This window comes from Staphylococcus sp. FSL W8-0305 (assembly GCF_037966415.1).
Classification (GTDB): Bacteria; Bacillota; Bacilli; order Staphylococcales; family Staphylococcaceae; genus Staphylococcus; species Staphylococcus aureus.
Genome location: NZ_CP150198.1, coordinates 2,409,783 through 2,433,480 on the forward strand (window position 1 = coordinate 2,409,783; position 23,698 = coordinate 2,433,480).

Sequence of the window (23,698 nt, forward strand, 5' to 3'; positions counted from 1 at the left end):
TAATGGATCATTGATGAAAGAAGTTTGACATTATAATAATGGTAGCGCTTTATGTTAAAATGAAGAGTGAGTAATCAGCAATCAAATTAAATTGGTTGATAGGTGTTAAGGTTTGTGGTTTTGTCTTTGTGCTATCGCACATAAAGTATATAATTAAAGTAGTTTCGTTATTATAAAATATTAATATACATAGTAGATAGTAATAGAGCATCACCATGAGAACCTGTTGAGACACTTATTGATTCAAAGTGGTATTAATATGTCGTATTTCTCGAACGTTCCATTATTCATTTTAAAAAGGGGGACTGTATTTGTTATGACAACACAACATAGCAAAACAGATGTCATCTTAATTGGTGGCGGTATTATGAGTGCAACATTAGGAACATTACTTAAAGAATTATCACCTGAGAAAAATATTAAAGTGTTTGAAAAATTAGCACAACCTGGCGAAGAGAGTTCAAATGTATGGAATAATGCCGGTACAGGGCATTCAGCACTTTGCGAGTTGAACTATACAAAAGAAGGTAAGGATGGCACAGTTGATTGTAGTAAAGCAATTAAGATAAATGAGCAGTACCAAATTTCAAAGCAGTTTTGGGCATATTTAGTTAAAACAGGACAATTAGATAACCCAGATCGCTTTATTCAAGCGGTGCCACACATGAGTTTTGTCATTGGCGAAGATAACGTAGCTTTTATAAAAAGTCGTGTTGCAACGTTAAAGAAAAATGTTTTATTCGAAAAAATGAAATTATCGCAAGATGAAGAAGAAATGAAATCTTGGGTACCGTTAATGATTGAAGGGCGTAAGTCTGATGAACCAATTGCTTTAACTTATGATGAAACTGGTACAGATGTTAACTTTGGTGCGTTAACTGCAAAGTTATTTGATAATTTAGAACAACGTGGTGTGGAAATTCAATATAAGCAAAATGTATTAGACATCAAGAAACAGAAATCTGGAGCATGGCTAGTTAAAGTTAAAGATTTAGAAACTAACGAAACGACAACATATGAATCTGATTTTGTATTTATTGGTGCTGGCGGTGCGAGTTTACCATTACTCCAAAAGACTGGAATTAAACAATCAAAACATATTGGTGGTTTCCCGGTAAGTGGATTATTCCTGCGATGTACAAATCAAGAAGTGATTGATCGTCATCATGCTAAAGTGTACGGAAAAGCAGCAGTGGGTGCGCCACCAATGTCAGTGCCACACTTAGATACACGTTTTGTAGACGGCAAGCGTTCATTGTTATTTGGTCCATTTGCAGGTTTCTCACCTAAATTTTTAAAAACAGGTTCACATATGGATTTAATTAAATCGGTTAAACCAAATAATATCGTGACGATGTTATCTGCAGGTATCAAAGAAATGAGTCTTACGAAGTATTTAGTGTCACAATTGATGTTATCTAATGATGAGCGTATGGATGATTTAAGAGTCTTTTTCCCAAATGCTAAAAATGAAGATTGGGAAGTGATTACAGCAGGGCAACGTGTCCAAGTAATCAAGGATACGGAGGATTCTAAAGGTAACTTACAATTTGGTACCGAAGTCATTACGTCAGATGATGGCACATTAGCTGCATTACTTGGTGCATCACCTGGTGCGTCAACAGCTGTAGATATTATGTTTGATGTTTTACAGCGATGCTATCGTGATGAATTCAAAGGATGGGAACCAAAGATTAAAGAAATGGTGCCGTCATTTGGTTATCGCTTAACAGATCATGAGGATTTATATCACAAAATTAATGAAGAAGTAACTAAGTATTTACAAGTTAAATAATAAACGAAACGGTAATGTCTTTTTAAATGTGATAGACATTACCGTTTTTTAGTGGTTCTTTTTATTATCAGTGCTTTATATTTAGAAGCTTATCTTGATTGAAGTCATTTAAAAGTTTTGGAGAATTTATACCTGTCTGTATCGTTTTAAACCAACAATATTTAAGATAATAAAGACTATGATAAAGATCATTAGAATTAGTAAATCGAACCATATATTACTCCAACCTTGCCCCTTAATCATAACATTGGTTAAAGCATCACCAGCATATCTGAGAGGGAAGATATAGCCAATGTTTCCTAGCCAATCAGGCATATTTTCAAGTGGAAAAATTCCTGAAAAGAATACCTGAGGTACAGCAACTAGTGGAATAAATTGAATCATTTGAAACTCAGAATTAGCAAACGTTGAAATGAAAATTCCCATAGATAATGCTGTAATAGCTAAACAAATATTAATCAAAATTACATACCATAAGCTACCTGCTAAATTAATGTTCAATAAATATATTGAAAATAGGACTATGATTAATGTTTGAATGATTGCGAATATACCATAGCCAATCAGATAACCAAGAACGATTTCACTTCGACGAATTGAAGTTGATAATACACGTTCTAACGTACCTGTTGTACGTTCACGTAATAAAGCTATACCTGATATTAGAAATACAAATAAAAATACAAAGAAGCCCATTAGTATTGGAAACATTTTATCGAAATAAGTACTATCAGAATTACCGTATAAATAGGAATGTGAAATCTTAATATCTTGTTTGTTTGGTTCTTTCATGGTCGGAGGTGCTTTTTCAATTAGATGCTTTATACTGCTTATTTTATCTTGTTGTATAGCTTTGCCAATCATTTGTTTGATCATATTAGATTTGTTAGGGTCTTCATTTGTATAAATGACATATAATGTTTGATTTTCTTGGTAAATATAACCATCAAGATGATTATTCTCGATTTTAGATTTGATATTTTCATGAGAATGGAACGTTTGAGTTTTTATGTCGGACGATGGCAATTGTTTTGTTATATTTGATGAAACAGATGTATCGATACCGATTTTTAAATCGTTTTCATCACCGTTAAAAATAAAATACATAAGCGTCAATATTAAAATTGGTGCTAGAAACATTAGCGCGAGTGTACGTTTATCACGTAACATTTCTTTTAATACTCGTCTAACAATAGCTAAAATTTTCATGATTGACAAACCTCCTCAGCTTTAATAAATACCGCTTCAATTGTATCTACATTAAATCTTTGTTTTAAATTGGTTGGCGTATCTATAGCAAATATTCTTCCGTCGACAATAAGTCCAACTTTATCACAACGTTCCGCCTCATCCATAACATGTGTTGTGATGACGACACTCTTTCCGTCTTTGGTCATTTGCTTGAACTGTTGCCATATTTGTTGGCGCAATTTAGGGTCAATGCCTACAGTTGGTTCATCTAATATGATTAATTCCGGTTCGGCCAACAATGTTATTGCTAAAGATAATCGGCGTTTCATGCCTCCTGAAAACTGTGCAACTTTTTTATTTAACGCTTGCTCTAAATTCACTAGAACGATATGTTTTTCAATATTATCTTTTAATATATTTCCTTTCAGACCTGACAAACGACCGTAAAACTCTAGGTTTTCATGAGCAGTTAAGTTTTCGTATAATGCATCAGTTTGCCCCATATAGCCTAATCGATTTAAAGCTTTGCGATTAGGCATCTTATGAGCGAAAATTTCTGCAGATCCAGAATCTATCTTTTCCATACCTAGTAAACACTTTATTGTTGTTGTTTTACCAGAACCACTAGGACCTATTAACCCTAGCAGTTCACCTTTATTGATTGACATACTAATTTCGTTTAATACGTGATGCTTGTTATACGTTTTTACAACTTTATCCAACTTCGCGATAGTTGCTTCCATGATAACCCCTCCAAAATTGAGATACATTTCACTTTATTTATATATCATCATAAGCGTATATTAAGATTGCGAATAAAATATTAATAGATAGTGAACATATTTGTTTTTAGTGTTCAGAAAAAAGGTGGGGCATATGGATCAAACAGCTTTTACGGATAGTCGTGTAACGAAAACGATAAATCGCATACATGATGGAATGGTAAATCTATTAAAAACGAAGGCATATAATGATATAACTGTTAAAGATATATGTGAAAAGAGTCAAATAAGTCGGACAACCTTTTATACACATTACAAAACTAAAGATGATTTTATATACAGCTATCTTAATACATTGTTAAAAGAAGCAAAAAAGAAATTTCTTAAAAGTGAAACTCTGACACAAGCAATATTTTTTAAAAAGATGATTTATTTTTGGCTAAGCGAAGGTCAGCTCATTTTGATGTTATTAGGTGATGAGAGTGCTTATAAATTACATCAAGTCATAAAAAATCACTACAACAACGTATCGAAATTAATTTTGTACCAGTATTAAATACAAAAATGTTAACGACGAAGGAAAAGTATTTTTTACTTATTTTTATGTGTAATGCAATCATTGGTGTGTTACAAGATTGGGTCAAACGAGGATATAAAGAGAGTCCTAAAGAAGTAGCAGAAATTATGAATAAAATATTTGAAAATGCATTTCGATAGGTTTTTATCATGATGAGTTGATGTCGTAAAGGACAGTTGCAGTTACAATTTAATTTGAAAATAGTAAAAATATATTATTCAGTTCATGCGTATTTAAAATAAATACGACATAAAGCTATACATTGCAGAAGAGACTACTTTAATGCAATATATAGCTTTTATAATTTTAATAAAAATCATTTTAATTGTTTCAGTTGCTCGTTAATAGTGTCTACGTAGTTCTTGTTTTTAAAGAATTGAATAATCCAAATCAATGTGTAAACCACAATAAAGATAATTGTAAATATGATTAGGTAATTTATTGTTAGTGGAAACCAACCGGCAAGTATTGCTAAAGGTAAGAATCCGACATACGTTGTTATGAAATGCACTATAGTTGCTTTAGTAATGCCCCAATCTGTGTATTTAAAGATAAAATCTCCAAGGAAAAAGACGACGCCTATGAGTAACCATAAAATGATAGAAATCAACATTACGGTAGTTTCTGTGAAATGCGTATAATACAATATGCCAATAGTTGATTGTGGGTTCAGTGGATAATATTTGCCGTCTGCAAATAACATACTAAAGAACAGTGAAAGGGATAAACCAATGATTAAGCTAATAAATAATGAGTTTTTCAAATTTTTCATATTGATAAGCGCTCCTTTATAGATTTTAAAAAACGTCTAGAAGAATAGGTGTAGTGTGCATCTTTAAGATACATACGTATAAGTCCATTTGGCTCTAATAATAATTTTTCAATGTAATACTTGTTGACGATTTCTGATTTGGAAATGCGAATGAAATGTTGTGGTAATTGTTTTTCTAGTTCATAAAGTCGTAATTTTAGTTTGAACTTTTGATTGCTTGTAATGGCTGTTACATTTTTATTAATAACTTGGAATGTTATAACATCTGATACATTAATGATATGGATTTCTTTGTCTATGTATCCGACTAATGTATGTGATTTGTCTAAATCATTGACTGCATTAATAATACTTTGAACGTGATCATTCATTTTAGGTGCATGTATATCAATATAAGATTCCGTCTCATTTGCATTGATAAATAAATTGAGTTTCATCATAGGTTAATGCCTCCTTCAAAATTATTAAACCATAAACGACCATTGATATATTTAAAATGTGTTGAATGGTAGAAATTAAATGTTAAGTGGCTAGAAAGCGCTAATCAATATAAAAGATACCTCCTGAAATAAAAACAGAAATGTTCTTTCAGGAGGTAGAGATTAATGTGAATGATTTGGCAGTGTAATAGTAAAGGTGGTTACATACGCGTTACTTTGTGTGAATTGGATTGTACCATGATGCAATTCAATGATGGATTTTGTAATTGCGAGACCTAAACCATTACTATTATCATGTTTGCTCACTTTATAGAAACGTTCAAATAAACGTGCTTCAGCTTGTGGACTAATTGGTGAACCATCATTACTTATTGTGAAAATGATGTTGTTGTGACTATGTTGCAAAGCGATGTCAATGGCACCACCAACATCTGTATACTTAATAGCATTTATTAATAAATTACTCAATGCTTGATGTAACAAACGTTGATTTCCTAGGAAATCGATTGATTCTAGGTCAGCTAAAATGATTAACGACTTTTCATCAGCAGCAAATTGTTCATGTCGAATGATATCTTTAATGAGTTGATCGACTTGAATCTTATCATCGAATAATAAATGTTGGTGATTATCTAATTCGGATAAGAGCAACAATTCAGTTGTTAATCCGCTCAGCTGCGTTGTAATAGTATAAATATCATTTATATATTGTTGTCGTAATGTTTTATCAGAAGTTTGTTGTAACTCGCTTAATAAATGATGAATATGTGTTAATGGTGTTTTGATTTCATGAGATACATTTTGTACAAAATGCTGCCTCATTTGATCAACTTGTCCCAATGACTCTCTCATCTTATTAAAGTGATACTGTAATGTTCCAATTTCATCTTTGCGTGTTTGTTTGATAGGTGTTTCAAAATCACCAGCAATTAAGCGTTCGGTCGCTAGCTTTAACTTTTTTACTGGACGAATGATTGAATAGGTTGATGCGATAACTAATGAAATTGAGATAAATAATAACAATATTAACAAGACGGCTAAGAAAGTTCTAAACTCGCTAAATGTTTCTCCAATATCTGGACGCATAAATACTGCTATTGAACCGTCGTTTGTCTTAAAGTTAATACCAACAGTATTATCTGTTACATTGTCGAAAAATCCAGTTACGAATAATGCGAATGGTTTATCTTTAATACCATGGTAATCTTTATTATTTAACACGTTGTTAATAGCATTTTGTGATAAAGTATCTTCTCTAAAAGGTTCCCCATAAAATGTCTTATGACCTTTGTGATCAATGGTCATTATTTGGTAATTCATTTGCCCTAAATGTTTGAAATATTGTTGAATGTGCGTTGGTTTAGCTGATTGTTCATATTGTCTTGCTTCTTTAAGCGTCTTCATGATTTTCGCGTCATTAGATGCTTTTAAATTATAATGATAGTAAACATTTGTTAATACAAAACTTATTAATGCACTAAATAAAATAACCGTAATGGAATAAATCGCAATTCTAGCATAGAGTGTTTTAAACATGATTCTCCACCTTATAGCCTTGTCCTCTTACTGTTTCAATTGTAAGTGTGGCATTTAATTTTTTTAATCTTTGGCGTAGTCGCTTAATATGAACGTCAACTGTTCGTTCATCTCCTTCATAATCATAGCCCCAAATTTTTTCTATTATCTGTTCGCGAGTAAAGATTTGCTTAGGACGTGCTGCAAGCATAAATAATAATTGAAATTCCTTGTTCGGTAACGTCATCGTTTTATTAGATACTTGGAGTTCCAAATAGGATTGGTTTAGCGTTAAGTTGCCAATGGTCATTTCTGAATTTGAATTGATATTATATCGACGTAATACCGCACGAATTCTAAAAATAAGTTCCTTAACCTCAAAGGGCTTGGTTACATAATCGTCAGTACCACTTATAAACGCACGCTCTTTGTCACTAAGTGCATCCCGTGCTGTTAACATAATAACTGGTATATCATAATCATTTTTTTAATGTATTACATAATTGAAAGCCGTCCATACCATCCATCATAATATCTACCACTGCAATATCGACACGCTGTTTTTCTAAAAGTTTTAATGCAGCTTCACCACTTGGTTGTGTGAATGCATCAATGTGCTCTGTTTGTAAATGGCTAGCTATATAATTTAGGATTCGAGGATCGTCATCGACAACAAGACATTGCACCATAACTATAAACTCCCTTATCTTTTTCATTTATTATACATGTAAAATATTTTTGCGTAAAAAAACAATTGTTCATATTGAGTTCATATTTCAACCTTATACTGACGCTAAAGAAGAAATAGGGAGAAGTGAATTGATATGAAATTAGCGATAAAAGAGATTATGTTTTACAAATTTCGTTATATTTTAATCACATTAATCATTCTTTTATTAAGTATTATGGTGTTATTTATTAGTGGTTTAGCTCAAGGGCTTGGTAGGGAGAATATTTCGTTATTTGAACACTTTGATAATGATGAATATGTTGTTCAAAAAATGAAAGAGCCGCAAATTGAGAAATCGCAACTTAGTGATACGCAACAGAATCAAATTAAAAAGGTTATTCATCAAGAATCATATAAAATGAATATTCAAACATTGAAATTATCTAATAAAGAACAAGATGTGATTACAATGAATGACGTTAAACAACAACGCATACAACTTAAAAAAGGTGATTATCCTAAAAATGCTCATGAGGTCGCTATTAATGATAAGTTAGCTGCAGACAACATTAGAGTCGGAGATAGATTACATTTTAAAAATAATTCAACTAGTTATAGAGTTTCTGGTATTTTAAACGACACAATGTATTCGCATAGTTCCATTGTGCTATTGAACGATAACGGATTTAATGCATTGAATAAGGTTAATACGGCATTTTATCCAGTGAAAAATTTAACGCAACAACAACGTGATGAGCTTAATAAAATAAATGACGTTCAAGTTGTGAATGAAAAAGATTTAACAGATAATATTGCGAGTTATCAAGCAGAGCAAGCACCGTTAAATATGATGATTGTGAGTTTGTTTGCTATTACAGCAATTGTTCTAAGTGCATTTTTCTATGTTATGACGATTCAAAAAATATCACAAATTGGCATTTTGAAAGCAATTGGTATTAAGACAAGACATTTATTGAGTGCGTTAGTTTTACAAATTTTAACACTAACAATAATTGGGGTAGGTATTGCTGTGATCATCATAGTAGGACTATCATTTATGATGCCTGTAACGATGCCTTTTTATTTAACAACGCAAAATATTTTATTGATGGTGGGGATATTTATATTAGTAGCGATTTTAGGTGCCTCACTATCATTTATCAAATTATTTAAGGTGGATCCTATCGAAGCAATTGGAGGTGCAGAATAATGGCATTAGTTGTTAAAGATATCGTCAAAAATTTCGGAGAAGGTTTGTCTGAAACAAAAGTTTTAAAAGGTATTAATTTTGAAGTGGAACAAGGGGAATTTGTCATTTTAAATGGTGCCTCTGGTTCTGGGAAAACAACATTGCTAACGATATTAGGCGGATTGTTAAGTCAAACGAGTGGTACAGTGCTTTACAATGATGCACCATTGTTTGATAAACAGCATCGTTCTAGTGATTTACGATTGGAAGATATTGGTTTTATTTTTCAATCTTCACATTTAGTTCCTTATTTAAAAGTGATAGAGCAATTGACACTCGTAGGCCAAGAAGCGGGAATGACCAAACAACAAAGTTCAAAAAGAGCAATACAACTTTTGAAAAATATTGGTTTAGAAGATCGCTTGAATGTATATCCGCATCAGTTATCTGGCGGTGAAAAGCAACGTGTTGCGATTATGAGAGCATTTATGAATAATCCGAAAATCATTTTAGCAGATGAGCCTACAGCAAGTTTAGATGCCGATAGAGCAACAAAAGTTGTTGAGATGATACGTCAACAAATTAAAGAACAACAAATGATTGGTATTATGATTACACACGATCGAAGATTATTTGAATATGCAGATCGAGTGATTGAATTAGAAGATGGCAAAATAACTGATTAGTGGCTTGTAAAGACGCTAAATGTTAATAATTTAAGACATAGTAGTATAAAAGTTAGATAACAGAATACGATTTGGGTTTACAAAAAGCACGTCACTATTATATAAAATGATGACGTGCTTTAGTTTATTTATTTTCAATATAACAATTGTCTAATCAAGGATTAACGAATATTTAAAGATAGTTTGACGCAATATTAGAAACAACCTATAATAATAGTTTATTTGTGGGTTAACTATTATAAATAAAAGCAGCGTATAGACATATAAACCAACTACTTGAACAATATAACGTTAATAACAATCTATACTGATACATTACGCCTAGATAATCTTTAATGAGCACATGTAAGAAAAAGTGATATGGTGTATGGCTTCCGACACCATCGATAGATAAACCTAATTTTTGGGCTAGTCGTAAGGCGCGTAATACATGAAACTGACTTGTTACACAAACAATTTTAACTGCTTCATGATACAAATTGTTGATGATTTGTTTAGAATATAAAAAGTTTGTGTATGTATTTATAGAGTGAGATTCCATTAGTATATCTGTTTTATCAACACCATGTGCAATCAAATAACGTTGCATAGCTAAAGCTTCAGGAATTGGTTCGTCTGGTCCTTGTCCGCCAGATACAATGATCTTTGTTGCTGATGCTTGTTGTTGATATATATCAAGTGCACGGTCTAAACGCGCTGCAAGCATTGGTGTGACAAATTCGGTAAAAATACCAGCACCTAACACAATTATGATATCAACTTCTTTGTTGTATGATCTATTTCTATATGATACTGTCCAAACGAGATAACAAATAAAGGTTAGTAACAGGGAAAGACATAATATAGCTAACCACATAGACAAACCTTTCACAATAGGTGACTGAATCGTACTTATAAATAGAAGTGCTGATGTGTAGAGTACAAATTTATATGAAAAAGATAATAATTTTTTAATAAATAAGCGACTAGAAGTATGAGAAAATAAATATCTATGTTTGAATAGCATGATAATACTGATTATTATAAATGTAACAAACATAGACCAAGGGAAAGTATAGGTCATGATGCTATAGATGAGTGACAAAAATATCGATATGACAACTAAGATGTAGCATGTTAAATTTAACGTCAGAGTATAGTTGAGAATTAACGGACAAATAACGATAAGTATAAATATTAATAATAAATTCAATAACATACTGACACCTCGCTTATAATAAATATTAAGTATAAATGTAGATGATTTAATTTATTAAAGCAAGGAGAACGTAGCAACATGTAAGTCTTAATTTGTTATATTTTATATGGGTCAATATTTTTGTGTTTTTTAGATGTGCGATACAATGATTGCTGAGGATACTTTATAAAAATAGTAATTAGGGAGAAATAATTATGGTAAAACATTTACAAGACCATATTCAATTTTTAGAGCAGTTTATAAATAACGTTAACGCATTAACTGCAAAAATGTTGAAAGATTTACAAAATGAATATGAAATTTCATTAGAGCAGTCTAACGTATTAGGTATGTTAAATAAAGAACCTTTGACAATTAGTGAAATCACGCAAAGACAAGGTGTAAATAAGGCCGCAGTAAGCCGACGAATTAAAAAGTTAATCGATGCTAAATTAGTTAAGTTAGATAAACCAAATTTAAATATTGATCAACGTTTGAAATTCATAACCTTAACTGACAAAGGTAGAGCATATTTGAAAGAACGTAATGCGATTATGACAGATATTGCGCAAGATATTACTAATGATTTAAATTCTGAAGATATTGAAAATGTAAGGCAAGTATTAGAAGTCATCAATCATCGCATTAAAACATATAGCAATCATAAATAGGTTTTTGAAGGTGTTCAAATATAAGACTAAATATGTATGTATTGAACACCTTCTTTTTAGTTATAATTGAGAGAGTACTTTCATAAATAATGTAATAAGGTACAATTCTAAAGTAAAGTTAATCATTTCTTGAATTGTATTCTTGGGATAATATTTGTAAAATAATAATGGTAAAATAATAAAATAATTTTTATGATATACATATAACGATTGAAGAGGAACAGAATTGAGGTGAAAGTATGAAATCTTGCCCGAAGTGCGGACAACAAGCACAAGATGATGTACAGATATGTACACAATGTGGACATAAATTTGATAGTCGTCAAGCATTATATAGAAAGTCAACCGATGAAGATATACAAACTAATAACATCAAGATGAGAAAAATGGTGCCTTGGGCAATTGGTTTTTTCATTTTAATCTTAATTATTATATTGTTCTTTTTACTAAGAAACTTCAATTCACCTGAAGCGCAAACTAAAATATTAGTGAATGCGATTGAGAATAATGATAAACAAAAAGTAGCAACATTATTAAGTACTAAAGATAATAAAGTAGATTCTGAAGAAGCGAAAGTATACATTAACTATATCAAAGATGAAGTTGGGCTTAAGCAATTTGTCAGCGACCTTAAAAATACGGTACATAAATTGAATAAGAGTAAGACCAGTGTAGCTTCTTATATTCAAACCAGATCTGGTCAAAATATATTACGTGTAAGTAAAAATGGCACGCGTTATATCTTTTTCGATAATATGAGCTTTACTGCACCTACCAAGCAACCAATTGTTAAACCGAAAGAAAAAACAAAATATGAGTTTAAATCTGGTGGTAAGAAAAAGATGGTTATAGCTGAAGCAAATAAAGTGACGCCAATAGGTAATTTTATACCGGGGACATATAGAATTCCAGCTATGAAATCAACTGAGAACGGTGATTTTGCAGGCCATTTAAAATTTGATTTTAGACAAAGTAATTCTGAAACGGTAGATGTTACTGAAGATTTTGAAGAAGCAAATATAACTGTAACTTTAAAAGGCGATACAAAATTAAATGATAGTTCTAAAAAAGTAACTATAAATGACCGTGAAATGGCATTTTCAAGTTCCAAAACGTATGGTCCATATCCACAAAATAAAGATATTACCATTTCAGCTTCAGGTAAAGCGAAAGGTAAAACATTTACAACACAGACAAAGACGATTAAAGCCAGCGATTTAAAATACAATACAGAGATAACTTTGAATTTTGACAGTGAAGATATCGAAGACTATGTTGAAAAGAAAGAAAAAGAAGAAAACAGCTTGAAGAACAAATTGATAGAATTCTTTGCTGGATATTCTTTAGCGAATAATGCTGCGTTTAATCAGTCGGATTTTGATTTTGTATCGTCATATATAAAAAAAGGATCATCTTTTTATGATGATGTAAAGAAGCGTGTATCTAAAGGAAGTTTAATGATGATTAGTTCACCACAAATTATAGATGCCGAAAAACATGGTGATAAGATTACTGCAACCGTAAGATTAGTAAATGAAAACGGTAAGCAAGTAGATAAAGAATATGAGCTTGAACAAGGTCCGCAAGACCGCTTGCAATTAATCAAGACATCAGAAAAATAGAGTATAAAACTTAAATAAGATGCATGTGTCATGGAATACAAACAACATCCTTTCAAAGTATTTACAATTAGTGTGAATTACTTTGAAGGGATTGTTTTTTGTGAAAAAATTATGGAGTGCTGAGGTTTATATCATTTTATACCTTTTATAAGTTGTAATGATGTTCATGAAACTTGTGAGTAATGCTAATATATAAAAGAGCATATTTAAAATTAGTTTCTGTTCGTGATAGTTATAAACTAATCATAATATAAAGGAGATAGTCATATGAATGATTTAACGCATTTTAACAAGCGTTCACCGATATTTATTATTATTTTAGGATCTTTGACTGCCATTGGAGCATTATCAATAGATATGTTTTTGCCTGGATTACCAGATATTAGACATGATTTTCAAACAACGACGTCTAACGCACAATTAACATTATCGATGTTTATGATTGGTTTAGCGTTCGGTAATTTGTTTGCTGGTCCAATTTCAGATTCAACTGGGCGCAGAAAGCCGCTTATTATAGCTATGATTATTTTTACATTAGCAAGTTTAGGTATTGTTTTTGTACATAATATTTGGCTGATGGTTGCATTAAGATTTCTTCAAGGAGTGACAGGTGGAGCAGCAGCAGTTATTTCAAGAGCTATAGCAAGTGATATGTATAGTGGTAATGAACTAACTAAGTTTATGGCATTATTGATGCTTGTTAATGGTATTGCACCAGTTGTTGCGCCAACAATAGGGGGCATAATTTTAAATTATTCTGTCTGGCGTATGGTCTTTGTCATTCTGACTATCTTTGGCTTCGTCATGGTCATAGGTTCTTTATTAAAAGTACCTGAATCATTAACAGTGACAAATCGTGAGTCAAGTAGTGGATTAAAGACAATGTTTAAAAACTTCAAAATATTATTGAAGACGCCACGTTTTGTATTACCAATGCTCATTCAAGGTATGACATTTGTAATATTATTTACTTATATTTCTGCGTCTCCGTTTATTATTCAAAAAATTTATGGCATGACTGCAATACAATTTAGTTGGATGTTTGCAGGAATTGGTATTACGCTCATTATATCAAGTCAACTTACTGGGTACCTTGTTGATTTTATAGACTCACAAAAATTGATGAGAGGCATGACGATGATTCAGATTATCGGTGTAATTTTAGTGACGATTGTATTGCTTAATCATTGGAACTTTTGGATTTTAGCGATAGGATTTATCATTTTAATAGCACCAGTGACAGGTGTTGCGACACTTGGTTTTACAATAGCTATGGATGAAAGTAGTAGTGGTAGAGGGAGTTCATCAAGTTTATTAGGTTTAGTGCAGTTTTTATTTGGTGGTATTGCATCGCCATTAGTGGGGGTAAAAGGTGAAGATAATCCTATACCTTACATAATTATTATTATAGCTACAGCAGTTATATTAATTATTTTACAGATATATAATATGAAGGTATTTAAAACAAATCGATGATAAACATAGTTTCTTCTATTATAATGAATTGAAAAATTTAAAAACAAAACTTGAGCTATTCATAGACCTATGAATTTAGCATCAAAAATAAAAATGAGGCTGGGACATAAATCCCTAAAAAAACAGCAGTAAGATAATTTTCAATTAGAAAATATCTTACTGCTGTTCTCTATTTATACAATACTTCGTATTGAATGGCTTCGCTTTCCTAGGGTGCCGTCTCAGCCTCGGTCTTCGACTGGCACTGCTCCCTCAGGAGTCTCGCCATTAATACTACGTATTAACATGTAATTTTACTTTTAAATACTTTAAAAAAATAAGACACTTTGCCCAACTTGCACATAAATGTAAAATTTAATAAAATGAATTTTCTGTGTTGGGTCCCTTCGTATAATTTAATAAATACCACTAAACTAAATTAACGAGGTGCCTTATGTATAAAAATCATAATATGACCCAACTTACACTACCAATAGAAACTTCTGTTAGAATTCCTCAAAATGATATTTCGCGATATGTTAATGAAATTGTTGAAACGATACCTGATAGCGAATTAGATGAATTCAGACATCATCGTGGCGCAACATCCTATCATCCAAAAATGATGTTAAAAATCATCTTATATGCATATGAGCTTAATGTCCCAAGCGCATTTTTATATTGATAGCACCATTACATATGTACTATTATCTGTCCATTTGGTTTAACTTTATCTAGTTGTTTTATAGCATTTCTTTATTAGAATGAAACCGTATTATTGGTTTTGAAGTTTAATCGTATTAGCCAATAAAATGTCAGCAACTTCTTCAGGTGATTCATTACAACCATTCGAAAGCCAATTAATAAATACCCCAGCTTGACCGCCTATGATATATGTAACATAAAGCTGTTTATTGGTTACTGTAGTACTATAGTCATTCATAATTTTTTGATAATAATCTCTCGCTAAATTTATATAGTCTATGAATAATGTTTTCATTGGATAGGTAACTAAAATGTCTTTGAAAAACTGCTCATTGCGCTTGATATACTTAGCAATAATAATGAAGAATTTATAAAGTTTAAGCTTATCCTGTTTAATATTTTCGAAATTATGATGTAGCGCGCTTAGAAGAAATTGGAATTTTTCTTTATGCTTTGAGTTGATGGTATCCAATAAATCAAATTTATCTTTGTAATAATCATAAAAAGTAGAACGATTAATATTACAATACGCGCAAATCATTTTAGTGGATATTTCTTGAAAAGGATATTCAGCCATCAAATCAACAAGTGCGTTTTGAATTTCTATTTTGGCTTGTCGTTTCATATTGTTACACCTTTGTGAATTTTAACCAACACTCTTATAAAAATTGTTGGTGTTTTTTTAGTTATCATGTCTCTATAATAAATAAAGTGAATTTTAAAAGCAAATAGGAGGAAATGTTTCATGAAAAAGATGATATTAATTAATGTCATTACGGTTGTTGTACTGCTAGCAATTGGGATTGCTGGTTTTTATTTCTGGAATAAAACAACAAGTTATATAACAACTGATAATGCTAAAGTAAATGGCGATCAAATTAAAATAGCAAGTCCAGCTTCTGGGCAAATCAAATCACTAAATGTTAAGCAAGGTGATAAACTTGATAAAGGTGATAAAGTAGCAACAGTTACTGTTCAAGGTCAAGATGGCGAAACTAAAGATATGGAACTTAAAATGCCACAAAAAGGTACAATTGCTAAATTAGATGGCATGGAAGGTTCTATGGTACAAGCAGGCAATCCAATTGCTTATGCTTACAATTTAGATGATTTATATGTAACTGCAAATATTGACGAAAAAGATATTAAAGATGTTGAAGTTGGTAAAGATGTTGATGTGACTATTGACGGTCAAAAAGCTTCTGTTAAAGGTAAAGTTGATAGTATTGGAAAAGCTACTGCTGCTAGTTTTTCATTAATGCCATCATCAAATAGTGATGGTAACTATACTAAAGTATCTCAAGTTATACCTGTTAAAATTACGTTAGATTCAGAACCGTCTAAACAAGTTGTTCCTGGAATGAACGCTGAAGTAAAAATCCATAAAAATTAAGGGGGTCATTAAATGACTACGACCTTCATTATTAGCTACATTGTTTTAGCGCTCATTATTGTTGGTGTTATCAATTTATTATTAATAAGATCAAGAAGAAAAGCAAAACGCCAACAAAAGGAACAACATTTTGCGACACGTCAATCAAATCAATCTAAATTTAAAGCAAGTGATTTAGACAGAACAACTGATCAATCGTCACAACATACGGCGCGTGAAGAGGCACGTATTGACAATAAAGACAATCAGAATCAAGTTAGTCTAAACAAACAGACAGAGGGGTCTGAACAAGATCAAGCATCATTCACTGATAATAATGAATCTGATGAAGAAGTATATGCTGCTAAAAATCCTAACTCAGAAGAATATAAAGTAAATGAGAAAATTAAAAAAGAACATAAAAACTTTATTTTTGGTGAAGGTGTTTCACGCGGTAAAATATTAGCAGCATTATTATTCGGTATGTTTATTGCGATTTTAAACCAAACATTATTAAATGTTGCTTTGCCAAAAATTAATACGGAATTTAATATTTCTGCGTCAACAGGGCAATGGTTGATGACGGGATTCATGTTAGTAAACGGTATTTTAATACCAATTACGGCGTATCTATTTAATAAATATTCATATCGAAAATTATTTTTAGTTGCGTTAGTACTCTTTACAATTGGTTCATTAATATGTGCGATTTCAATGAATTTTCCAATCATGATGGTTGGACGTGTATTACAAGCCATTGGTGCAGGTGTACTAATGCCATTAGGTTCAATTGTTATTATTACAATTTATCCACCTGAAAAACGTGGTGCTGCCATGGGTACAATGGGTATCGCAATGATTTTAGCACCTGCAATCGGTCCAACATTATCAGGTTATATTGTACAAAATTACCACTGGAATGTGATGTTTTACGGTATGTTCATTATCGGTATTCTTGCAATCTTAGTTGGTTTTGTATGGTTTAAGTTATATCAATATACAACAAACCCTAAAGCTGATATCCCAGGCATCATTTTTAGTACGATTGGTTTTGGTGCTTTGTTATACGGCTTTTCAGAAGCGGGGAACAAAGGCTGGGGTTCTGTTGAGATAGAAACAATGTTTGCGATTGGTATTATCTTTATTATTCTATTTGTAATAAGAGAATTAAGAATGAAAGCACCAATGTTGAATTTAGAAGTATTGAAATTTCCAACATTTACACTAACAACAGTAATTAATATGGTTGTAATGTTGAGCTTGTATGGTGGTATGATTTTATTACCAATTTACTTACAAAATTTACGTGGTTTCTCAGCATTAGATTCTGGATTGTTATTATTACCTGGTTCTCTAATTATGGGTCTACTAGGACCATTTGCTGGTAAGTTGTTAGACACGATTGGTTTAAAACCTTTAGCCATTTTTGGTATTGCTGTCATGACTTATGCAACATGGGAATTAACTAAATTGAATATGGATACGCCATATATGACAATCATGGGCATCTATGTACTACGTTCATTTGGTATGGCATTTATTATGATGCCAATGGTAACAGCAGCTATTAATGCGTTGCCGGGACGACTGGCATCCCATGGTAATGCCTTCTTAAATACGATGCGTCAACTAGCTGGTTCTATAGGAACAGCAATCTTGGTTACTGTAATGACAACGCAAACTACACAACATTTATCAGCTTTTGGGGAAGAGTTAGATAAAACGAATCCTGTTGTACAAGATCATATGCGTGAATTAGCATCGCAATATGGTGGTCAAGAAGGCGCAATGAAAGTGCTATTACAATTTGTAAATAAACTAGCAACAGTTGAAGGGATTAATGATGCATTTATAGTTGCAACGATATTTAGCATCATCGCTTTAATTTTATGCTTATTTTTACAAAGTAACAAAAAAGCAAAAGCTACGGCTCAAAAGATAGATGCAGATAATAGTATCAATCATGAATAAATAAAATAAGTTAATTGAAGTGTGACTAATCAAAAATTATGTTGTGGGGACATGATTTTTAAAGTATCGGTGCCAATATATGGTTATCGATACTTTTTTATTTGTTGATTTGTAGAATATTAGAGAAATTATATTAAAATTTGGCATTGATGTAGTAGGTCATTAATAAAGAAAAAGCAGGAAGTGGGTCAACGAAATGAATTTTGTGAAAATAACATTTCTGTCCCAATCCCTACTATATAACATTATTTTAATCGAGGCATGCGATTACGGAAGAATAAGCTTATAACAAGTAAACCAATGCTACAGCCCAGTAAAATGATGCCGTTATGAATAGCGTCAGCTTCTGTAATCACTTGATCTGGTGGTACATTTAAATAATATTTTTTTAAAGCATCTGCAATTTCTTGTGCGAGTGCTTTAATAATATAACTGAAATACAATGTAATGACTAACATAATTGTTAACACTAAAATATTTACTACTTTTAGAACTGTGCGATTAAATACAATTGTCAGTATTGTTATGACTAGGCTAACGATACATAAAATAAAGAAACCGTTAAAGACTAAAATTAAGCGATCGATTCCTTGTTGTAAATCATTGATATTACCCAAATTAATATTTAATTGATGCATTTTTCCAATTGTCTCGTTAAAATTTTTAATGCCATCAAAATTTACAGATTCTTTGGTGAAGACAATATTAAAAATGGGTTGTTTCCACATGCTGTATCCAGCGATTGCGGTTAATATAACAACAATGATTTGAATAATCATGCTTACCAATGAACGTTTTTTCTTACCATATCGCTTACCACGATGAATATTCGGTTGTTGAAATGTCTCATCAAATGGTTCTAATCGTTGATTTGGATTTGTCATACAAGGCACCTCCGTATAAAGTTCTTTTCTTTACTTATCAATATGTCTAGTTGTCTGTTATAATGATGAAAAATCACTGTTCAATTGTAGTCTTAAATTTGAAAGTGAAAAAGAAAATATCTTCTACATTATATACTTTTTTTGGCAAAGAATGTAGGGGATAGACAATCATTGGATACATAAAATATATAAAGGTAGGTTAAGACATTGATTAGAAACCGTGTTATGAATAGCGTTGTCAATAAATATTTGCTTCACAATCGCTCGATTATGTTTAAAAATGATCAAGATGTTGAAAGATTTTTTTATAAAAGAGAAATTGAAAATAGAAAAAAACATAAGCAGCCTTCAACATTAAATGTTAAAGCAAATTTAGAAAAATTATCATTGGATGATATGCAAGTCTTTCGCTTTAATTTCAGACATCAAATTGATAAGAAAATTTTATATATTCACGGTGGATTCAATGCACTACAACCATCACCGTTCCATTGGAGATTGTTGGATAAAATCACTTTAAGTACATTATATGAGGTTGTACTGCCTATCTATCCAAAGACACCAGAGTTTCATATTGACGACACTTTCCAAGCGATACAACGTGTTTATGATCAATTAGTATCTGAAGTAGGCCATCAAAATGTCGTAGTCATGGGTGATGGTTCAGGTGGTGCACTGGCATTATCCTTTGTACAATCTCTTTTAGACAATCAACAGCCATTACCGAATAAATTGTATTTAATCTCACCAATTTTAGATGCAACACTATCTAATAAAGATATTTCGGATGCTTTAATCGAACAAGATGCGGTTCTAAGTCAGTTTGGTGTCAATGAGATTATGAAAAAATGGGCGAATGGCCTACCATTAACAGATAAGCGCATATCACCAATTAATGGCACAATAGAAGGATTACCACCAGTTTATATGTTTGGTGGTGGACGTGAAATGACACATCCTGATATGAAGCTGTTCGAACAAATGATGTTGCAACATCATCAATACATTGAGTTTTATGATTATCCTAAGATGGTACATGATTTTCCAATTTATCCAATTAGACAATCACATAAAGCTATTAAACAAATTGCCAAATCGATAGATGAGGATGTAACACAAAACAACTAATAACATATAAATGACCCAGTTACGATTTCATGGTAGAAGATATTTAACATGAAAACGCAACTGGGTTTTGTTTTTGAAAATATAGCAAGGATTATATAGACTAATTGTTAATGAGCTTCTGAGTGAAAATCACCAATAAGTGTATTGATATGTGTGATGATAAAGTATTGCCCTTTAATTTGATAAAATTGATCTAAAAAATTATCGAATTGACGTGGAATATCACTAAGTTCTGCAAAGTTAGCTGTTTTATCATAATTGCGATGAGCAACCTCATTTTGAAATTTATCATAATGTTCTAGGAAATGTTGATCTTCAAGCTGTTGTTCCACAATAGTCATAATATTATCGATAGCTTGCTTTTGTCCTTGAACATAAGCCATATGCACGCCACGCTTAAGTAACTGATTTGCTGGTCCGTTAATGTATAACCCTTTTTGTGCATTTAATTCTGTTAATTCAAACTTAACATCATCTAATAAATCTAGTAGTTCGATATGAATCTTTTGTTGTAATGCATCTGTCATTTTAATGCTCCTTTGTGTGGAATTGCTATTTTATGTCCTAATTGTTCAGGCCAAGTGATAGTTGGTTGATTTTTATAATAGTGTGCTATTTGTGTTGAAAATGATTCAGGAAAAGCATCAGAACGACGTGTGTGCTGATTAATTCCCATCATCATTACTTCATTTGTTGATGCTAGTGTCCCATCTTCTTTAGTTAATGTTAAAAATAAATGCAACCGCTTATAATCGTAATCATAAATATATAAAGTAACAGTAAATACATCGCCAAGAGACAATTCTGAGAGGTATGTCGTATGTTCTTCTAGTGTAAATAGCGTATATGCTAAATTTTCTCGTTCTTTTAAAGAAAGACCGTGGCTGTAATTAAAACGATTCACGACGTCACTAAAAATGATATTATAATTTGCATCATGCATATGATTGTTATGGTCGATGAATTCAGATGTTACGGTTTGAGTATGTGTAAAAAGTTGTGTGATAATAACCATCTCCTTAGTGACTATCATACTAAAATAAATTAAGACATACACGTTATTTAATTCATGATAAAATAATAGAGAATTCGTTATTTAGGGGGAGTATCGATGGCTTTAACGATACGGTATCAAACTACATACGAACCGTTTAAAGTAGTTGATGATATCAAAGAGATACCAAAAGATGCGACTATTGTTTGGTATGATTTTGATGAACCGAATGAACAAGAAAATGAATGGTTTAAAGCACATTTTAGTTTTAATGATTTAGAAGTGGATGATGCAATTAACGGTATGCCACGAGCTAAATATAAATCTTATAAAGATTATCAATACTTAGTATTCCATAGTATTATGGGGTCAAACTATTCACCAATAGCACTAAATATTTTTATACAAGACAATGTATTAGTAACATATCATCATCAAACGTTGGAATCATTAAATAAAGTAGTCTATAAGTATATGAATACATTAGATGCAGAATTAGATTGTGCAGATGTCGTCATATTAATTTTAGATATGATGGTTGATAAATATTTCAACTTTGTATATGCACTTGAAGATAGTGTTTATCATTTTGAAGACCGCCATGTAGATGATCGCTTTAATAAAATGGTCATGGATAGTGTCTTTAAGTTACGTTCGGATTTGATTAAAGTAAAACGTGTACTGTTTCCTATGCAGGAGCTAATTGATACAATGAAACAAAATGGTGATTTGATTATAGATAATAAACATTCGCTATACATTCAACATATCGATGACCACTTGATTAAGCAACGTAATATCATTCGTACTGCACAAGAAATGACAAATGAAATACGAGAAAATTTTGAGTCATACACGTCATTTAGAATGAATAGTATTATGCAAGTATTAACATTAGTATCAGTTATATTTTCACCGTTAACATTCATAGCTGGGATTTATGGTATGAACTTTGTAAATATGCCGGCATTACATTTACATTATGGATATTATATTTGCTTAGCTGTAATGTTTGTTATAGCTGTCGTATTAATCATCTTTTTCAGACGTAAAAAATGGTTTTAAATTAGAAATGACGAAAAGGTAGGTTTAATCATGAGTGATTTTCAAAGAGAACAGAGAAAAAATGAACATGTTGAAATAGCAATGGCCCAATCTGACGCAATGCATTCAGATTTTGATAAGATGCGTTTTGTGCATCATTCTATCCCATCAATTAATGTAAATGATATCGATTTGACATCACAGACACCTGACTTAACGATGACATATCCGGTTTATATTAATGCAATGACGGGTGGTAGCGAGTGGACGAAAAACATCAATGAAAAGCTAGCTGTAGTTGCAAGAGAAACTGGCTTAGCGATGGCAGTTGGATCAACACATGCAGCATTGAGAAATCCACGCATGGCTGAGACATTTACGATTGCGCGAAAAATGAATCCTGAAGGCATGATTTTTAGCAATGTTGGTGCGGACGTACCAGTAGAAAAGGCTTTGGAAGCAGTTGAATTACTTGAGGCACAAGCGTTACAAATCCATGTTAATTCTCCTCAAGAATTAGTTATGCCTGAAGGGAATCGTGAATTTGTGACTTGGTTAGATAATATAGCGTCGATTGTATCACGAGTATCTGTTCCAGTCATTATAAAAGAAGTTGGATTTGGTATGAGCAAAGAATTAATGCATGACTTACAACAAATAGGCGTTAAGTATGTCGATGTTAGTGGCAAAGGTGGTACTAACTTTGTAGATATTGAAAATGAACGTCGTGCAAATAAAGATATGGATTACTTATCATCATGGGGACAGTCTACAGTTGAGTCATTACTTGAAACAACGGCTTATCAAAGCGAAATTTCAGTTTTCGCGAGTGGTGGTTTACGTACACCACTCGATGCAATTAAAAGTTTAGCACTTGGTGCAAAGGCAACTGGTATGTCACGTCCGTTTTTAAATCAAGTTGAAAATAATGGCATTGCACATACAGTAGCTTATGTAGAATCATTTATTGAACACATGAAATCAATAATGACGATGTTAGATGCTAAAAATATTGACGACTTAACACAAAAACAAATCGTATTTAGTCCGGAAATATTGTCATGGATAGAACAACGTAGCTTGAATATACATCGAGGATAAATAAAAGAGGAGGCGAA

General features: G+C 31.7%; 21 protein-coding genes and 4 pseudogenes. 14 read left to right on the plus strand and 11 right to left on the minus strand.

The genetic code is table 11. From position 1 onward, the window contains the following. Positions 1–316 precede the first annotated feature (316 nt). Positions 317–1,795, plus strand: a complete 1,479-nt coding sequence (mqo, locus tag NST10_RS11635) for a malate dehydrogenase (quinone) (protein ID WP_000211357.1) — start codon at positions 317–319, stop codon at positions 1,793–1,795. Positions 1,796–1,921: 126 nt separating this feature from the next. Here the strand turns inward: mqo and NST10_RS11640 are convergent, their stop codons facing one another. Further along, positions 1,922–3,004 (minus strand): ABC transporter permease, encoded by a 1,083-nt coding sequence (locus NST10_RS11640; protein ID WP_000696073.1) that lies wholly within the window; start codon positions 3,002–3,004, stop codon positions 1,922–1,924. Continuing rightward, the gene (locus NST10_RS11645; protein WP_000388431.1) at positions 3,001–3,729 is read right to left on the minus strand and encodes an ABC transporter ATP-binding protein; all 729 of its coding nucleotides are present in this window, start codon (positions 3,727–3,729) and stop codon (positions 3,001–3,003) included. The genes NST10_RS11640 and NST10_RS11645 overlap by 4 nt, the downstream gene beginning before the upstream one ends. A gap of 133 nt (positions 3,730–3,862) precedes the next feature. Between NST10_RS11645 and NST10_RS11650 the strand changes: the two are divergent. Next, a pseudogene (locus tag NST10_RS11650) lies at positions 3,863–4,425 on the plus strand (TetR/AcrR family transcriptional regulator C-terminal domain-containing protein). 176 nt (positions 4,426–4,601) lie between these two features. Here NST10_RS11650 and NST10_RS11655 read toward each other — a convergent pair. The 4 genes and pseudogenes from NST10_RS11655 to hssR form a co-directional block, all read right to left on the minus strand. After that, a complete protein-coding gene (locus tag NST10_RS11655) occupies positions 4,602–5,057 on the minus strand; it encodes a DUF3021 domain-containing protein (protein WP_000793166.1) in 456 nt (151 codons plus the stop codon). Further along, entirely contained in the window at positions 5,054–5,497 is a 444-nt protein-coding gene (locus NST10_RS11660; RefSeq protein WP_000977031.1) for a LytTR family DNA-binding domain-containing protein, read from the minus strand. Before NST10_RS11660 ends, NST10_RS11655 begins: the two co-directional genes overlap by 4 nt. 162 nt (positions 5,498–5,659) lie before the next feature. Continuing rightward, positions 5,660–7,033 (minus strand): heme sensor histidine kinase HssS, encoded by a 1,374-nt coding sequence (hssS, locus tag NST10_RS11665; RefSeq protein ID WP_339209884.1) that lies wholly within the window; start codon positions 7,031–7,033, stop codon positions 5,660–5,662. After that, positions 7,026–7,701 (minus strand): annotated as a pseudogene (hssR, locus tag NST10_RS11670) (DNA-binding heme response regulator HssR). The gene hssS and the pseudogene hssR overlap by 8 nt, the downstream one beginning before the upstream one ends. A 135-nt stretch (positions 7,702–7,836) precedes the next feature. Here hssR and NST10_RS11675 point away from each other — a divergent pair. Continuing rightward, positions 7,837–8,892, plus strand: a complete 1,056-nt coding sequence (locus tag NST10_RS11675) for an ABC transporter permease (protein WP_000761409.1) — start codon at positions 7,837–7,839, stop codon at positions 8,890–8,892. Next, the gene (locus tag NST10_RS11680) at positions 8,892–9,557 is read left to right on the plus strand and encodes an ABC transporter ATP-binding protein (RefSeq protein ID WP_001229922.1); all 666 of its coding nucleotides are present in this window, start codon (positions 8,892–8,894) and stop codon (positions 9,555–9,557) included. The genes NST10_RS11675 and NST10_RS11680 overlap by 1 nt, the downstream gene beginning before the upstream one ends. 229 nt (positions 9,558–9,786) lie before the next feature. Here NST10_RS11680 and NST10_RS11685 read toward each other — a convergent pair whose 3' ends face one another. Beyond that, positions 9,787–10,755 carry a YdcF family protein gene (locus NST10_RS11685; RefSeq protein WP_001573541.1) on the minus strand — a complete coding sequence of 323 codons (969 nt, stop codon included), beginning with the start codon at positions 10,753–10,755 and terminating at the stop codon, positions 9,787–9,789. Between the two features lie 194 nt (positions 10,756–10,949). Here NST10_RS11685 and NST10_RS11690 point away from each other — a divergent pair, with 194 nt between their 5' ends. The 5 genes and pseudogenes from NST10_RS11690 to NST10_RS11710 form a co-directional block, all read left to right on the plus strand. Then, on the plus strand, positions 10,950–11,405 hold the full coding sequence (locus NST10_RS11690) for a MarR family transcriptional regulator (RefSeq protein ID WP_000238542.1): 456 nt from the start codon (positions 10,950–10,952) through the stop codon (positions 11,403–11,405). Between the two features lie 239 nt (positions 11,406–11,644). Then, positions 11,645–13,027, plus strand: coding sequence for a glycopeptide resistance protein TcaA (gene tcaA / locus NST10_RS11695; protein WP_000833805.1), 1,383 nt, complete (start codon positions 11,645–11,647; stop codon positions 13,025–13,027). A 30-nt stretch (positions 13,028–13,057) separates the two neighbouring features. Continuing rightward, positions 13,058–13,185, plus strand: a pseudogene (locus NST10_RS11700) (hypothetical protein). Positions 13,186–13,294: 109 nt separating this feature from the next. Continuing rightward, positions 13,295–14,503: a multidrug effflux MFS transporter gene (locus NST10_RS11705; protein ID WP_000999130.1), complete on the plus strand. Its 1,209-nt coding sequence runs from the start codon at positions 13,295–13,297 to the stop codon at positions 14,501–14,503. A gap of 433 nt (positions 14,504–14,936) precedes the next feature. Further along, positions 14,937–15,134, plus strand: a pseudogene (locus NST10_RS11710) (IS5/IS1182 family transposase); the annotation flags it as partial. Between the two features lie 123 nt (positions 15,135–15,257). Here NST10_RS11710 and NST10_RS11715 read toward each other — a convergent pair. Further along, on the minus strand, positions 15,258–15,812 hold the full coding sequence (locus tag NST10_RS11715; RefSeq protein ID WP_000828572.1) for a TetR/AcrR family transcriptional regulator: 555 nt from the start codon (positions 15,810–15,812) through the stop codon (positions 15,258–15,260). 120 nt (positions 15,813–15,932) lie between these two features. Here NST10_RS11715 and NST10_RS11720 point away from each other — a divergent pair, with 120 nt between their 5' ends. Beyond that, positions 15,933–16,580 carry an HlyD family efflux transporter periplasmic adaptor subunit gene (locus tag NST10_RS11720; protein WP_000738244.1) on the plus strand — a complete coding sequence of 216 codons (648 nt, stop codon included), beginning with the start codon at positions 15,933–15,935 and terminating at the stop codon, positions 16,578–16,580. A 12-nt stretch (positions 16,581–16,592) separates the two neighbouring features. After that, on the plus strand, positions 16,593–18,530 hold the full coding sequence (locus NST10_RS11725) for a DHA2 family efflux MFS transporter permease subunit (protein ID WP_000213898.1): 1,938 nt from the start codon (positions 16,593–16,595) through the stop codon (positions 18,528–18,530). Between the two features lie 245 nt (positions 18,531–18,775). Here the strand turns inward: NST10_RS11725 and NST10_RS11730 are convergent, their stop codons facing one another. After that, positions 18,776–19,414: a hypothetical protein gene (locus tag NST10_RS11730; RefSeq protein ID WP_000184231.1), complete on the minus strand. Its 639-nt coding sequence runs from the start codon at positions 19,412–19,414 to the stop codon at positions 18,776–18,778. Between the two features lie 207 nt (positions 19,415–19,621). Between NST10_RS11730 and NST10_RS11735 the strand changes: the two genes are divergently transcribed. Beyond that, complete coding sequence (locus tag NST10_RS11735; RefSeq protein WP_000620864.1) at positions 19,622–20,542, plus strand: alpha/beta hydrolase; 921 nt, start codon at positions 19,622–19,624, stop codon at positions 20,540–20,542. A gap of 107 nt (positions 20,543–20,649) precedes the next feature. On the opposite strand, the gene NST10_RS11740 is transcribed toward NST10_RS11735, so the two are convergent. Both NST10_RS11740 and NST10_RS11745 read right to left on the minus strand, forming a co-directional pair. Next, the gene (locus NST10_RS11740; protein WP_000128656.1) at positions 20,650–21,069 is read right to left on the minus strand and encodes a hypothetical protein; all 420 of its coding nucleotides are present in this window, start codon (positions 21,067–21,069) and stop codon (positions 20,650–20,652) included. Next, positions 21,066–21,557 (minus strand): thioesterase family protein, encoded by a 492-nt coding sequence (locus tag NST10_RS11745; RefSeq protein ID WP_000234803.1) that lies wholly within the window; start codon positions 21,555–21,557, stop codon positions 21,066–21,068. The genes NST10_RS11740 and NST10_RS11745 overlap by 4 nt, the downstream gene beginning before the upstream one ends. Before the next feature lie 96 nt (positions 21,558–21,653). Here NST10_RS11745 and corA point away from each other — a divergent pair, with 96 nt between their 5' ends. Continuing rightward, positions 21,654–22,601, plus strand: coding sequence for a magnesium/cobalt transporter CorA (gene corA, locus NST10_RS11750; RefSeq protein WP_001229250.1), 948 nt, complete (start codon positions 21,654–21,656; stop codon positions 22,599–22,601). 30 nt (positions 22,602–22,631) lie between these two features. Further along, positions 22,632–23,681, plus strand: coding sequence for a type 2 isopentenyl-diphosphate Delta-isomerase (gene fni, locus NST10_RS11755; protein ID WP_001279385.1), 1,050 nt, complete (start codon positions 22,632–22,634; stop codon positions 23,679–23,681). Positions 23,682–23,698 lie beyond the last annotated feature (17 nt).

Excerpts from the sequence above, each read along its gene's own strand:
- mqo (WP_000211357.1), top strand. The coding sequence starts at position 317 with ATGACAACACAACATAGCAAAACAGATGTCATCTTAATTGGTGGCGGT.
- NST10_RS11640 (WP_000696073.1), bottom strand. The coding sequence starts at position 3,004 with ATGAAAATTTTAGCTATTGTTAGACGAGTATTAAAAGAAATGTTACGT.
- NST10_RS11645 (WP_000388431.1), bottom strand. The coding sequence starts at position 3,729 with ATGGAAGCAACTATCGCGAAGTTGGATAAAGTTGTAAAAACGTATAAC.
- NST10_RS11655 (WP_000793166.1), bottom strand. The coding sequence starts at position 5,057 with ATGAAAAATTTGAAAAACTCATTATTTATTAGCTTAATCATTGGTTTA.
- NST10_RS11660 (WP_000977031.1), bottom strand. The coding sequence starts at position 5,497 with ATGATGAAACTCAATTTATTTATCAATGCAAATGAGACGGAATCTTAT.
- hssS (WP_339209884.1), bottom strand. The coding sequence starts at position 7,033 with ATGTTTAAAACACTCTATGCTAGAATTGCGATTTATTCCATTACGGTT.
- NST10_RS11675 (WP_000761409.1), top strand. The coding sequence starts at position 7,837 with ATGAAATTAGCGATAAAAGAGATTATGTTTTACAAATTTCGTTATATT.
- NST10_RS11680 (WP_001229922.1), top strand. The coding sequence starts at position 8,892 with ATGGCATTAGTTGTTAAAGATATCGTCAAAAATTTCGGAGAAGGTTTG.
- NST10_RS11685 (WP_001573541.1), bottom strand. The coding sequence starts at position 10,755 with ATGTTATTGAATTTATTATTAATATTTATACTTATCGTTATTTGTCCG.
- NST10_RS11690 (WP_000238542.1), top strand. The coding sequence starts at position 10,950 with ATGGTAAAACATTTACAAGACCATATTCAATTTTTAGAGCAGTTTATA.
- tcaA (WP_000833805.1), top strand. The coding sequence starts at position 11,645 with ATGAAATCTTGCCCGAAGTGCGGACAACAAGCACAAGATGATGTACAG.
- NST10_RS11705 (WP_000999130.1), top strand. The coding sequence starts at position 13,295 with ATGAATGATTTAACGCATTTTAACAAGCGTTCACCGATATTTATTATT.
- NST10_RS11715 (WP_000828572.1), bottom strand. The coding sequence starts at position 15,812 with ATGAAACGACAAGCCAAAATAGAAATTCAAAACGCACTTGTTGATTTG.
- NST10_RS11720 (WP_000738244.1), top strand. The coding sequence starts at position 15,933 with ATGAAAAAGATGATATTAATTAATGTCATTACGGTTGTTGTACTGCTA.
- NST10_RS11725 (WP_000213898.1), top strand. The coding sequence starts at position 16,593 with ATGACTACGACCTTCATTATTAGCTACATTGTTTTAGCGCTCATTATT.
- NST10_RS11730 (WP_000184231.1), bottom strand. The coding sequence starts at position 19,414 with ATGACAAATCCAAATCAACGATTAGAACCATTTGATGAGACATTTCAA.
- NST10_RS11740 (WP_000128656.1), bottom strand. The coding sequence starts at position 21,069 with ATGACAGATGCATTACAACAAAAGATTCATATCGAACTACTAGATTTA.
- NST10_RS11745 (WP_000234803.1), bottom strand. The coding sequence starts at position 21,557 with ATGGTTATTATCACACAACTTTTTACACATACTCAAACCGTAACATCT.
- corA (WP_001229250.1), top strand. The coding sequence starts at position 21,654 with ATGGCTTTAACGATACGGTATCAAACTACATACGAACCGTTTAAAGTA.
- fni (WP_001279385.1), top strand. The coding sequence starts at position 22,632 with ATGAGTGATTTTCAAAGAGAACAGAGAAAAAATGAACATGTTGAAATA.